Origin of the sequence: Pseudobacillus sp. 179-B 2D1 NHS (genome assembly GCF_045370945.1) — a bacterium.
Taxonomy (GTDB): domain Bacteria; phylum Bacillota; class Bacilli; order Bacillales; family Domibacillaceae; genus Pseudobacillus.
Window position 1 is genome coordinate 265,999 of record NZ_JBIQDP010000002.1, and the last position, 13,453, is coordinate 279,451.

The 13,453-nt window shown below is 42.1% G+C and carries 11 protein-coding genes; 2 read left to right on the forward strand and 9 right to left on the reverse strand.

The genetic code is table 11. From position 1 onward, the window contains the following. Window positions 1-66: 66 nt before the first annotated feature. The 7 genes from ACH0BF_RS03620 to ACH0BF_RS03650 form a co-directional block, all read right to left on the reverse strand. A complete protein-coding gene (locus ACH0BF_RS03620) occupies window positions 67-1,185 on the reverse strand; it encodes a class II histone deacetylase (protein WP_041098762.1) in 1,119 nt (372 codons plus the stop codon). Between the two features lie 47 nt (window positions 1,186-1,232). After that, window positions 1,233-2,675 (reverse strand): amino acid permease, encoded by a 1,443-nt coding sequence (locus ACH0BF_RS03625; protein ID WP_340855315.1) that lies wholly within the window; start codon window positions 2,673-2,675, stop codon window positions 1,233-1,235. 743 nt (window positions 2,676-3,418) lie between these two features. Beyond that, a complete protein-coding gene (locus ACH0BF_RS03630; RefSeq protein ID WP_041098764.1) occupies window positions 3,419-4,108 on the reverse strand; it encodes a DUF1028 domain-containing protein in 690 nt (229 codons plus the stop codon). 97 nt (window positions 4,109-4,205) lie between these two features. After that, window positions 4,206-4,652 (reverse strand): RidA family protein, encoded by a 447-nt coding sequence (locus tag ACH0BF_RS03635; RefSeq protein WP_041098767.1) that lies wholly within the window; start codon window positions 4,650-4,652, stop codon window positions 4,206-4,208. A 58-nt stretch (window positions 4,653-4,710) separates the two neighbouring features. After that, a complete protein-coding gene (locus ACH0BF_RS03640) occupies window positions 4,711-5,283 on the reverse strand; it encodes an FAD synthetase family protein (RefSeq protein ID WP_041098769.1) in 573 nt (190 codons plus the stop codon). A 28-nt stretch (window positions 5,284-5,311) separates the two neighbouring features. Next, window positions 5,312-6,775, reverse strand: a complete 1,464-nt coding sequence (locus tag ACH0BF_RS03645; protein ID WP_340855317.1) for a 4-hydroxyphenylacetate 3-hydroxylase family protein — start codon at window positions 6,773-6,775, stop codon at window positions 5,312-5,314. Between the two features lie 77 nt (window positions 6,776-6,852). After that, window positions 6,853-7,368, reverse strand: a complete 516-nt coding sequence (locus ACH0BF_RS03650; protein WP_052475209.1) for a flavin reductase family protein — start codon at window positions 7,366-7,368, stop codon at window positions 6,853-6,855. A gap of 258 nt (window positions 7,369-7,626) precedes the next feature. Here ACH0BF_RS03650 and ACH0BF_RS03655 point away from each other — a divergent pair, with 258 nt between their 5' ends. Continuing rightward, window positions 7,627-8,928 (forward strand): helix-turn-helix domain-containing protein, encoded by a 1,302-nt coding sequence (locus tag ACH0BF_RS03655; protein ID WP_041098775.1) that lies wholly within the window; start codon window positions 7,627-7,629, stop codon window positions 8,926-8,928. Window positions 8,929-9,027: 99 nt separating this feature from the next. On the opposite strand, the gene fdhD is transcribed toward ACH0BF_RS03655, so the two are convergent. After that, the gene (fdhD, locus tag ACH0BF_RS03660) at window positions 9,028-9,840 is read right to left on the reverse strand and encodes a formate dehydrogenase accessory sulfurtransferase FdhD (RefSeq protein ID WP_041098777.1); all 813 of its coding nucleotides are present in this window, start codon (window positions 9,838-9,840) and stop codon (window positions 9,028-9,030) included. A 12-nt stretch (window positions 9,841-9,852) separates the two neighbouring features. Next, on the reverse strand, window positions 9,853-10,197 hold the full coding sequence (locus tag ACH0BF_RS03665; RefSeq protein ID WP_041098779.1) for a Na-translocating system protein MpsC family protein: 345 nt from the start codon (window positions 10,195-10,197) through the stop codon (window positions 9,853-9,855). A 310-nt stretch (window positions 10,198-10,507) separates the two neighbouring features. On the opposite strand from ACH0BF_RS03665, the gene fdhF reads away from it, so the two are divergent. Beyond that, window positions 10,508-13,435: a formate dehydrogenase subunit alpha gene (gene fdhF, locus ACH0BF_RS03670; RefSeq protein WP_340855322.1), complete on the forward strand. Its 2,928-nt coding sequence runs from the start codon at window positions 10,508-10,510 to the stop codon at window positions 13,433-13,435. Window positions 13,436-13,453: the final 18 nt, after the last annotated feature.

Here is a 13,453-nt window from a genome sequence, read left to right on the forward strand (position 1 = left end):
TCGCTTTAAAAGCTGTCCACAATATAGAGACACTAATTATTTTAAAGTTCATTCGCACAGCAATTATTACACCTGAACTCGAAGATTACTCCAAAATTCTGACTGAATATCGATAACATGATTGATCGCTTCTTTTTGATGATCATATACTTTATCAGGATATCCGTTTGACCCCGCAATGAAAGGATCTTCTACATTGCTTTGTATTTCACTTAACTCTTCAATAATACGGAGTGTACAAAATGGAACATAAGCATTGCTGTATCCGCCCTCATGACAAAAAACTAATTTTTTGCCACAGTGTTTCGCAGCGATCTCCTTCATTACTTCCGTCATTTTTCCAAATCCTTCGGCCGTCACCCTCATTCTTCCCAGCGGATCAAATATGCTTGGGTCCTGCCCCGCTGAGACAATGACTAGTTCCGGTTTGAACTCGTCTGCTAACGGACGAATAATCGATTCAAAAACACTTAGGTAACCAGCATTGCTCATCCCCGGGGGCAAAGGGATATTCACATTATAGCCGCGTCCTTGTCCCTCTCCGACATCTGTGGCATACCCCGTATTACTCGGAAAGTTTAGGTCTTCGTGAACAGAAATAAACAAAACACCAGAGTCTTCATAAAATGCCTTTTCTGTTCCGTTTCCATGATGGACATCCCAATCAAGAACCATGATTCTTTTTAGTCCATATTTTTCCCTTGCATATTTTGCAGCGATTACTACATTGTTAAAGAGGCAAAACCCGATTCCTTTGTCTGCTTCAGCATGATGTCCCGGCGGACGGGTAAGTGCATAAACATTTTCCACCTCTTCCCTCATAACCGCATCAACTGCTGTTAATGCGCCGCCTGCAGAAAGCAGGGCAATCTCATAAGACCCTCTTCCAACGATGGCATGGTCTCCTGCATCTCCGCCTGTCGTATCGCTCAGCAATTTAACCTTATTTATATAATCCGTTGTATGAAACAATTCAATCTCTTGTTTAGTGGCTGACCGCGGTTCAATTTTATTTAGCTTTTTCATCAATCCGCATCTTTCTAGTAAATTGTTCACCCGTCTCTTCGTTGCAGGATCTTCGGAGAAAACATCCTTCTCTAAATAGCCGCCAGAGGGCAAATATAATGTGCCACTCCCCGTATCGTGCCAGAAATAACTCTCATCATAAATATATCCTGTTTTCATTTTCACACCCCTCAAACCTTATTATTCTATTTAAGCCCACGGGCTCTTTACCCCTTAGATGCGTCCACATATTCTGCTTCTTGCTCCATAGGGGAGCTCTCTGACTGCTTGCTATACCTACTGCGTAACATATAAGCTATCAGAATTGTCGCAAAGCTGGTCAGGCTTAGGAAAACTTGTGAACGTGTACCTGAGATCCATATCATCGCTCCAACCACTGTCAACATCCATGCAATAGTTATATAAGACAAATAAGGAAATAACCACATTCTCAACTGTAATTTCTCAGGTGCTTCCTGTTCCAGTTTACGCCGCAAACGAATTTGAGCAAAAGCAAGTATTAAGTAATAGAACAGCGAAATGGCTCCCGCTGAATTAATCAAAAACAGAAATACAGTTTCAGGAAAGAAGTAATTTAAGACAACACCTACATAGCCAAAAACCGTGCCGGCAAGTATGGCCCTTACCGGTACTCCCCGTTTATTCAATTTGACAAGGAACTTCGGAGCATCTCCTTTCTTAGTTAGAGCAAATAAGCTTCTAGAAGTTATATAAAGACAAGAATTGAGCGAGCTAAGCACAGCAGTTAAAACAACCGCCTCCATAATGAATGGAGCAAAAGGAATACCTAATTGTTCTAATGCAATAGCAAAAGGACTTTGAATAGCAACGCCGGCAAACTTAAAGTTCCATGGCACAATGGCTACAATAAAAAAGACAGAAACTACATAAAAGAAAAAGATACGATACATGACTTGATTAGTGGCTTTTGCAGCATACTTAGCAGGCTGGTCAGATTCTGCAGCTGCAATAGTAGCAATTTCAGCTCCTCCCATTGAGAAGAGCACTGTCACACTTCCAACTAATGCAGCAACAGTTCCGTTAGGGAAAAAACCTCCCGCAGAGTATAAGTTTGAAAGACCTGGTGATTCATCAGGCCATAATCCAAGCAGATAGATGGCACCAAGTGAAATGAAGAAAATAATCGCAAATATTTTTATAGAGGCAAACCAAAATTCAGTTTCAGCAAAAGAACGCACCGAATAAAGGTTTGTTAAGGTAAGAACAACTAACAGTATGAAGCATAGAAACCAAGGAGGTATATTCGGAAAATAGTTTACTAGAATGCCAGCCCCTGCTACCGCCTCAATCGCAGCTACAATGACCCACATATACCAATAAAGCCAGCCGACACTAAACCCCGCCCAGTTTCCTAAACCTGCCCGGGCGTATTCGGAAATAGAACCGGCAGTCGGATAGGCCACCGCCATTTCACCAATCATACGCATCACTAAAAATAACAGCCCGCCAGATAGGATATAACTAACAACTGCTGCTGGTCCGGTGGCATTAATCACTGCTCCGCTTCCAACAAAAAGCCCAGCCCCAATGATCCCGCCGAGCGCTATCATTGTTACATGTCGGTTCTTTAACGTACTTTGCAGCTGTCCTTCTGTATGGAGGTCTTGCTGGATACGATTGTTCTCCATTACTCCCCCTCTTTTCTCTAGCTTATTTAATCAAACAATTCACTCTCTTCATATTCTGCATGGAAGAATCCGCTTACAATATTTAAGTCAAAAAAAAACAATATTCAGTCTAAATCAAAGACAGTAAGTTTCCTGAGGCTCTTGATTTATTACTTCTCTTCTCCCTTCTTTTAATTGAGTTTTTAATAAAGGAATAAATCCTTAAATGTTCCTTATAAAAATCATACATCCCATTTTTAGCGGTGTCAATATTTATTTGAATATTATAAAAACTTAAACTTGCGTATTGTTGTCTCATATAATGCTAAATTTTTTTCTTAAGCAGCGCTGCTTTGGAAATTCATGGTTCAGTCATTTCACAAGGGTTTAAAATAATATCTAACTCCTCGGTTAATTAGGCTCCTCTATTCGCACTTTATTCTCTAGCATCTTTATCCCATCCTGTTTTTTGTATTTTAAAAAGATACTAAAAACAGGGAGCTGGTTTTTCATCCAATATACCAGCTCCCTTCCTATTTAAAATGAGAAGCAGAATACAATAACATGACCGCTTTTCTACTAGATATCTCTTTTTACCGTTCTTCTACCATTGATAGTTTACCAAGACCTCCATCTGCCCCGCTGCCTTACTTCTTTCCCGACTCTTTTATTTTAGCCGGCTCTAAGTATTCACAGCATAGCTCCTAATTATTTCCAGATCTATACTTTTCAATTCTTTAACCACTCATATGGATTCTTTGCAATTATTCGTCACCTTTTACTCCATAAGAAGGTGCGCGTTCCGGCTCAATGGCTCTAATCTTATAATCCATTGCCTGCGGACTGTAAATCTCCCACAGCTTCTTCAAATCCTGAAGCGGATCTTCACTGTAATCCACCCGTAGATCAACATAAGCAAACGGCGCATCTGGATGATAGACTAAAAGAGCAATAGAATGCTCATCATCTAATTCCCCGCCCATATTAAATCCGAGTTCGATCGCCGAAATTAAGCGCTCAGGCAATGGAAGATCTTTACGATCCATAAAGCGCTGGCCCATTGCAATTGGAATAGATGGATCGCTTAACAAATTACCAATGCTTGCTACGTCCTCGGCATAAAACTCTCCATGCACACCGAGCGCTTTTTCACCTGTAAATACACTCGATCCACCTTTTGCATCGACAACAGCCAGCTGTCTGAATTCTGGAAAGTCCGAAGCAGCCATCATCGTGCGGATCGCTGCTTGTGCATTATATCCCTTTTCCATAGCAGATAGCCCGATAGCTGCCAGACGTGGATCGGTTACATTCTGCGTGAGAATAACTCCTACATTCGACTTGACCCAGGGACACCTTGCCCCAACAGATGGACTGCTGGAAGTTACGACCGCTCCTAAGGCTCCTGTTGCTGCACAACGTCCCGCTACAGAAAATGTACTCGTTATCTTCATTTTGATTTCCTCCTTAAAAGATAAGGAGCAACAAATATAGCTCTTCCTAATGTTGCTGCTCCAGCCATGCAATTATAGTGAAGCAAGACTGCTTGGCTTACTTATCGTCGCTGATGATAGCTTCTACATCAATTTCCACAAGCATTTCAGGAAGAGCCAGCCCGTTAACAACTAACCCAGTACTTACCGGGTATACACCTTTAAAATGTTTAGCAATGACACTGTAAACATCTTTCCGATAATTCCGGTCCGTTACATAGGTTGTGAGTTTACAAACGTCTGTCATCTTTCCCCCAGCTTCTTCAAGAAGCTGCTTAATGCAGCGACAAGCGTTTTCTGTTTGGGCAATAACATCGTTCTCTCCATGGAAATTCCCGTCTAAATCAAATGCTGTCTGGCCTCTCATGAATATGCGGTTCCCAGCACGAACAACCATTGAAAACTCATTGGCTACATGATGAGATTCTTCTCCCATATGAGAGGGATAAAACTTGTTTGTTTCAAACTTGCGAAATCTTTTAATTTCCACTGTCTCAGTTTTCATCGTTTTCCTTCTCCTTTGCTTCTAACATAAATTAGTACAAAAAAATGAAATTTGACCTTTATGAATTTGCAACATAAGATTTTTCCAAAATAGATCCATTAAAGCGCTCTTCCCCCAGCAGCTTTGCTGCCTGAGAGAATTTCCCCTGCTTTAACAGGCCGCGTATCCGGGTGGAAGAAATCATTTCTCCTTGCTCACATGTTAACGGCTGTACAATACCTATATTGAAGTAACGGCGCAACACTTCGATTGTGCCTTTTCTATTTTTACCAAAGAGAAAATTTGGGCCCTCCCATACTTCAAGGGGATTCATTTCTTGTATTTCCTCAATAAAATCTGGTACTTCTTGTTTCATGAACGCCTCATTAAACGGGCCGACAATCACATGGTCAACCCTGAGCATGTCAAGCCGCTGCAACTTTTCTTCTACTGTCATTAAGAGCTGGCAGCCTGTAAAAAACACTTTGGGAGGAGGATCAAAGGTATAGACAACAAAAGGTACCTCAAGCTTTTTAGCCCGTTCTTTTGCTTTTAGTAATAAGGCCTGATGTCCCCTGTGAATCCCATCAAGAGCGCCGATTGTCAGAACAGATGCAGGCAGCTTCAACGTACCTGGTGTATGAATATCCAATGAAACCTTCCCCTTTCTATTTTTAAGATTACAAATTAGTAACAGCTATGGAGGGCTTCAAATCGGCTGCTTTACGAACAAGCTCACGCTGGTTTTCTGCATCGAAGTTGCTGAAAACAGCCATTTGCTGAGCGAACGGCGGGCTTTGTGCAAACAATTCAAACGTTGTTCTATGCCCTGCATAGGAAGAATTTAAAAGGTCCCTTGCAAAGTACAGTAATTTCCCTCTCTCTTCCGGACTCCATTCACCAACAGAATAATACTTATCGATATATTCCTGGACTGACGGATCAGCCATCGTTGTTGAATCCGGTGTTACAGCTAATTGCCCACCAACGAGCTCTCTCGTTAAATGAGCCATGGCCGGGAAGTTCGACAAGGCAAACACACGTCCAGTGTAAAGCAGAGATTGATTCGGCATCATTAAACCGCCCGGGCTCACTTCTGCATTGGCCACTGCCGCTGTTAAGTGAGCATTGATACTTTCACGGTAATTGATTAATTGCGAAACTTTTTCCTTTACTGCTTGGAGTTGAGTAAGTCCTGTTTGTTCTACGTTAAGCAAAGCTACTCCAATTAAATAATCAGCTCGGCGCAGCATTCTGAGTGTATAGTTAAAGGCAGAATAACGGTGCAATGTTGAACGGATGTAAGCAGCTGATTCTAAAGAACGGTGAAACAACACATTTTCCCATGGAATAAGCACATTATCGAAAATAAGTAGCGTATCAATTTCTTCAAATTTAGTTGCGATTGGATAATCTGTTTCATTTTTATTGGTGCCGAGCGAAGAACGGCAAATGTGCTTCAATCCAGGCGCTCCCATGTCACAAATGAATCCGCACGCGAAAGGAGCCATTTTTTCTGACCCTGCATTCCAATCCAAGATGGTTGGTTTAACGAAAGCCTGGTGAGCGTAAGCAGCTGCTGTTTCGAATTTAGCTCCTTTTACGACAATACCTCTGTCGTTTTCTTCAACAACATGAAGCAAAGTGCCGCCGTCTTCTCCGCTGAACAGCTTGCTGCGATCGCCCTTCGGATCTGTATTAGCAGAAACATGGAATAAATCCTCTCTTGCCACGCGATCGATATGATAATCAATGTTCTTTGCATACGTAGGGTCAATTTCATTCAATTTGTCCTTCGCATCGTATAAAGACCACATTTCACCGATCGTTTCATCACCGACACGGTAAACGACCCCGCCAAGATCATCCAGTACAGTTTCCACGTGGGTACGGATTGCTGTTAAATCTTCTTTTGTTTTCGGTGTCTTATATGCACGAGAAACAACTTCTCCATCCTCCAGTGTCGTTGTTAAAATATCCTTATATTGCGCTTCACGAGCCATATCATACATTCTGGCTTTCACATCAATAATTGGCTTAAACGATGGATGTTCTGCCACATTTGTAACCTTCTCACCATCAATGTAGATCTCCCGGCCATCATTCAGTGATTCACGATATTGTTTGCCCGTCATTAAGGCCATATTTTTTTCCTCCCTATATATTTAGCTTTTAATCTTCTTTAAAAAGACTTATAGATCCTAAAATATTTAACACACTGCTATTCAGCAGGTTTAAATTTGCCGAACTTTCCTCTGAAATAAGCTAATGGATTTCCGTCTTCTGCATTGGCTTTTTGAACTTCCGCAAGAAAAACGGAATGGGTGCCGCCAGCTACTTCTTCGACTACCCGGCATTCAACTTGTGCCAGCGTGCCATTCAACACCGGATTTCCAAGTTCACCATAGGACATCTCCACACCTTTAAACTTCTCTGTATTTGCTTTTGCAAACTGCATTGCCAGCTCACTTTGCTGCTCTGCAAGAATATTTACAGTGAAAGAGCCTTTTTTAGAAATGGCGTGACATGTACCAGTGCTTCTATTAGCGCAGATAAGCAGCATTGGTGGATCTAGCGAGACAGAACTTACCGCACTGGCTGTAATGCCGTAATCCACTTCCTCGTCTCTTACGGTAATGATCGATACACCGCTAGTAAAATGGCCAATTACATTCCTAAACTCTTCAGAGCTTACTAACCGCTTAGAACTATTCTCTTTGGAAGAAAGTGTACTCATTCTGTTGCCTCCTTTTTAATTAAGGAATTATTCTTAATATGTTCCTTAATTAAAATATATAGAGTTTCAATTAGAAAGTCAACGAAATTTTCTAAAAATTCTATTTCCATTTTCTTTTTAAAATCTAGACTTTTTGTCGAATGTCCAGAAAGAAGAAGGAATAGTTGAAAAGCATAAACGTTTATGCTAATAGTTCCCGTAGTTGTTATAATTAAAGAAGAGTAAATATACATAATTTTGAACGAGGTGGTAGCAAATATGAAACCAAGAGCGGGCATCGTCGGACCGAGCAACTCTGTCCAGCTTATATCTGACATTGCAGAAGAATACAGCGACAAACTCCTTCCTATTCCATTTGTTTATCAAAACACTGAAGAAACCACTCATATTTTACAAGAAAACCAAGACCAGGCGGATCTGTGGGTATTTGCGGGTCCCGCCCTCTATACCCCTTCCCGGAAAAGCGGAGCGAAGCAGCCGTTTTTCTATCTTCATTTGGACGGATCGAGTCTTACGAAAACGCTTGTGGAGATTGGCTATAAAGATAAGAAGAGCCTCGAGCATGTAAGTATTGATATGCTATCAAAGCGTGATGTATATGAAACCTACCGAGACCTTAATATCCCTATTGAGCATGTCTATGTTCATGAATATTCACATGATACTCCCATTGCAGACCTTCTAGCTTTTCATAAAAAGCTATTTAAGGAAGAGAAAGTAGAGATTTGCATTACTTGTTTGCGTTCTATATATGAAGATTTGTGTTTAGAGGGGATTCCTGCCTACTGGGTGACTCCGACACGAAGTAATATTCGCGATACCTTAACAGAGGCGATTCAAAAATGGGAGACTATGCATTTTAAGCAGTCACAAATAGCTGCGTTGCTCGTAAAGGTAGAGATTATGGAGAAAAAAGCAGATTACCATATGGTATCATACGATCAGCATCGCTTAAATTTAGAACTGCAATCGGCCGTATTGAATTTTTCAGAATCGATATCTGGATCATTCATGTCTCTCGGTGTTGGTGTCTTTATCATTTTCTCGACGAGAGGTTCCTTGCAGGATTCAGAACAACAAATCGGTGCCCTGTTAGAAAGGTTAGCATTAATTACGGAATTGCCGTCTAATATAGGCATTGGCTATGGAGACACAGCACTTGTAGCAGAGGAAAATGCCCGGCTTGCCTTAAATCATGCCCAAAATTACGACGCATTTTGCGCTTTTCTCGTTGACAACAATGGGACAATTGAAGGTCCACTTAAGGAAAGAGAAAATATCTCGTTTGGATACCGTACAGAAAACAAGGAGATTAGTGAAAAGCTAACACGCTGTGGAGTAACAATTACTACGTTTAACAAAATTTTGTCTGTACAAAAAAGAATGGGGAATCATTCCATCACTGCTGCCAATGTTGCAGAGTGGTTAAAAATGACACCAAGAAATGCACGTCGGATTCTTAATGGTTTGGTAGATCAAGGAATCGCAGAAATTATTGGTGAAGAAGCCCCTACATCGAAGGGACGTCCAAGAAAAATATATCGGGTGAGTATGGAGTAGAACGACTCTCCCACTCGTCTGTGAACGGAAAAAGGTTTTTCACAAATCTAATCTCGATTTGTGAAAAACCTTCTCTATGAAAAATTTGGATTTTATAGTCTATTTGCCGGCAGAGGATGCATTCATGTTAATCCTCTCCGGGCACGTATACACATTGAACGATTGATTGCGGACAAATCCTACAGCTGTAATCCCTAATTCTTCGGCCAATTGTAAAGCGAGTTCTGTAGGCGCCGACTTTGTCAAGACGACTTCGCAGCCGATTTTGGCTACCTTCGACAAGATTTCCGAAGATAAACGGCCACTGAATACAAGGACTTTATCGCTAATAGAAATTTCATTTCTTATGCAATAACCATAAATTTTATCAAGCGCATTATGGCGGCCAATGTCCATTCGGCTTAGTATTATTCCATCTTCATTACATAAAGCAGCGTTATGAACACCACCTGTCTCCTGAAAGAGAGCGGCCGACTCCTGCATTTCATTCATGAGGCGAAAACAATCCTCAGGCGTGAGAGTGACGTGAATCCCCTTCATTTTCTTAGCGGTTAACGCATCGTTAACAAAAACAAATCCTTGTCTGCTCATGCCGCAGCAGGAAGTAATGTACCGTTTGCTCTGAAAGCGCTGCGAGTAAGGATTTAACTTATCCGTTTCCACATGAACATAGCCTTCCTTCTCTTGGACTCTCATCTCTTTAATGTCCTCGTAACGACGGACAATTCCTTCTGACGCCAAATAGCCAATTACCATGTCTTCAATATACTCAGGAGTACAAACCATCGTTACGAACTCTTCTCCGTTCATCTTGATCGTCACAGGGTATTCGGTCACAATGCGGTCCTCGACTTGCTCTGCCTGTCCGTTTGCAAAACGGAGAATCTTTCGTTTCACCTCTGTTTTGTTCACTGCTTTCACCTTCTAAATAATATTTTTATCAAAGACAAATACAGAAACAGCAATATCTTCTTCTACCTTAATATCAGAAAACAAATGAACGAGCTTTGCTCCAATCAGCTCTTCCAATCCCTCGGGTGGATTAGCTGCGTATACTTCTTGAATCAACTTTGTTCTGGCTGCATGCACCATCTCTTTTCCCTCTGGTGTTTTGGCAATGAATTTCTCTGTTGGCGTCAGATTGCCGTATAAAGTAGAAATAGCCATATTTTCAACGAACACACTATGAATGCGATCTGGTCCTTTTCCCAATAAATCTTTACGCAGCTTGCGAATGATATCATTAAATTCATGGATTTTTTTAGACATACCTTTAATCTCCCTGCCATTCACTTTTTAACTGAGCAATTAATATGCTCCCAATGATCTCGTACAGCCTTCCATCATGCTTTTGTTACAAAATAGTGCATCTTGTTTATTTTTCTTCTAAACACTATAATAGCTAAGAAGGACTTAGAATATTGACAATTGTTCTGGCTCTTTCTATTTTAACATTTAACTGGATTGGCTGTTTAGTAAGAACTGCTAAATAACTATTCCACCATGAGCATATTATGTCTATTAACCAGGCATAATTTCATGGTGGATTTTTTTATTTCTAAGAAAGGGAGGAAACATTATGGTAACAATTATGATCAATGGAAAAGAATACATAACAGAGCCAGGGTCAACTATTCTGGAGACTGTTAATCAACAGAATATCCCTCACCCACAAATTTGTTACGTCCCTGAAGTAGATCCTATTCAAACATGTGACACTTGCATTGTTGAAGTTGATGGAAAGCTCGTCCGCTCCTGTTCAACCGTAGTGCAGCAGGGGATGAAGATTGAACTTTCCTCTCCTCTCGCTAAAGAAGCTCAAACAGAGGCGATGGATCGTATTTTAGAAAACCATTTGCTCTATTGCACGGTCTGTGATAACAATAACGGTAATTGTAAGCTGCACAATACAGTCCAACAGATGGAAATCGAACATCAAAAATATCCTTACGAGCCAAAAGTGCCTGCTTGTGAGGTCGATATGTCTCATCCGTTCTACCGCTATGATCCGAATCAGTGCATTGCATGCGGACAGTGCGTGGAAGTATGCCAAAATCTGCAGGTAAATGAAACCTTGTCGATTGACTGGGAAGCTGAGCGGCCACGTGTTCTCTGGGATAAAGGAAGCTCAATTAATGATTCCTCCTGCGTTAGCTGCGGGCAATGCGTAACCATCTGCCCTTGTAATGCTTTAATGGAAAAATCTATGCTCGGCGAAGCCGGCTTTATGACCGGAATGAAGGAAGAAATCCTCACTCCGATGATTGATCTCGTCAAAACGGTTGAGCCAGGATACAGCGGTATTTTTGCCGTGTCTGAAGCAGAAGCGGCCATGCGGGAAACGCGCACGAAAAAAACGAAGACTGTCTGCACGTTCTGTGGTGTCGGCTGTTCATTTGAAATTTGGACAAAAGGGCGTAAAATCCTTAAAGTTCAGCCGACTTCTGACGCACCAGTAAACGCTATCTCTACCTGTGTAAAAGGAAAATTTGGCTGGGACTTCATCAATTCGGAAAAACGTCTGACAATGCCTTTAATCCGTAAAAATGATGAGTTTGTGGAAGCAACATGGGAAGAGGCATTAGAACTCGTTGCAAGCAGACTCGGCACCATTCAGCGGGAGCACGGCCCGGGTTCTGTCGGATTTATTTCTTCTTCTAAAATTACAAATGAAGAAAACTATCTTATTCAAAAACTAGCTCGGCAAGTATTTGAAACGAACGATGTGGATAACTGCTCCCGTTACTGCCAATCCCCTGCGACAGACGGATTGTTCCGGACAGTCGGCATGGGCGGCGATGCGGGCACGATTCAAGACATCGCTAAAGCAGGACTCGTCATTATCGTTGGGGCCAATCCTGCTGAAGGACATCCAGTTCTTGCTACACGTGTGAAACGTGCCCACAAGGTTCATGGTCAAAAGCTTATCGTAGCCGATGTACGCAAGCACGAAATGGCTGAACGCTCGGATATTTTCATTAGCCCAAAACAAGGAACCGATCAAGTATGGCTAATGGCTGTCACAAAGTATATGATCGATCAAGGTTGGCATGATCAATCATTCATTGAAGAAAATGTTAATTTCTTTGACGAATATAAAGAAGTCCTCCAAAAATATACGCTTGAGTATGCAGAAAAGGTAACCGGCATTGCAGCGGATACTCTTATCCGTGTAGCCCAGATGATTCGGGATGCAGATGGCACCTGTGTGTTATGGGGAATGGGTGTCACGCAAAATACAGGAGGTTCCGATACATCTGCAGCGATTTCAAACTTATTGCTCGCTACAGGCAACTATCGCCGGCCGGGCGCTGGCGCTTATCCGCTCCGGGGCCATAATAACGTTCAAGGAGCCTGCGACATGGGTACGCTTCCTGGCTGGCTTCCTGGCTACCAGCATGTTACAGATGATGCCGCCCGCGAAAAGTTCGAAAAGGCTTATGGGGTGAAAATTTCCGCTGTTCCGGGGCTTGATAATATCCATATGTTAAAATCTGTTGAGGCTGGCAACATGAAAGCAATGTATCTTGTAGGTGAAGATATGGCGCTTGTTGATTCCAACGCCAATCATGTACACGACGTTTTATCAAAGCTTGACTTCTTTGTTGTTCAAGATATGTTCCTTTCTAGAACAGCCCAGTACGCAGATGTCATTTTGCCGGCTTCCCCATCTCTGGAGAAAGAGGGAACGTTCACCAACACCGAACGCCGTGTCCAGCGTCTGTACCAGGTTCTCCCTTCTCTCGGCCAATCCAAACCGGACTGGTGGATCGTACAGGAAATTGCGAACCGCCTTGGCGCGAGATGGAACTATAGCGGTCCAAGCGATATATTTAATGAAATGACAGGCCTCGTTCCCCTTTTCAGCCAGGCAAGCTATGACAAATTAGAAGGATGGCAAAGCTTTCTTTGGGGAAGCCATAGCGGAGCGAGCACTCCTCTTCTTTATACAGATGGCTTTAACTTCCCTGATAAAAAAGCGCGTTTTGCTTTATCGGATTGGGTGCCGCCTGTTGAGTTTCCAAAGGAGTATGACCTTCATATTAACAATGGCCGGATGCTAGAGCATTTCCATGAGGGCAACATGACGAATAAATCAACTGGTATCCAATCAAAGGTACCGGAAATTTTTGTAGAAGTATCCCCTGAACTTGCCGACGAGAGAGGAATAAAAGATGGAGCGCTTGTACGTCTTGTTTCTCCTTTTGGAGCATTAAAGCTGCCTGTTTTAATTACCAGCCGTGTGAAAGCAAATGAGTTATTCTTGCCGATGAATTCTGTTGATAAGGACTCAGCCATTAACTTTTTGACAGGGCCTGCTGTTGACCAGCGTACAAATACCCCTGCTTATAAGCAGACAAAAGTAAGAATGGAAGTGCTCACCAACTGCGGGGAAACACCATTGCCAAGAACAAATCCTCGCAACAAAAAGCGGCATCCTCAAAACGGTGTGGAAGTACAGCGCAAATGGAAACGCCCTGGATATGTTCACTTAACGACTAACTAATAGAAAGGAGATACATTT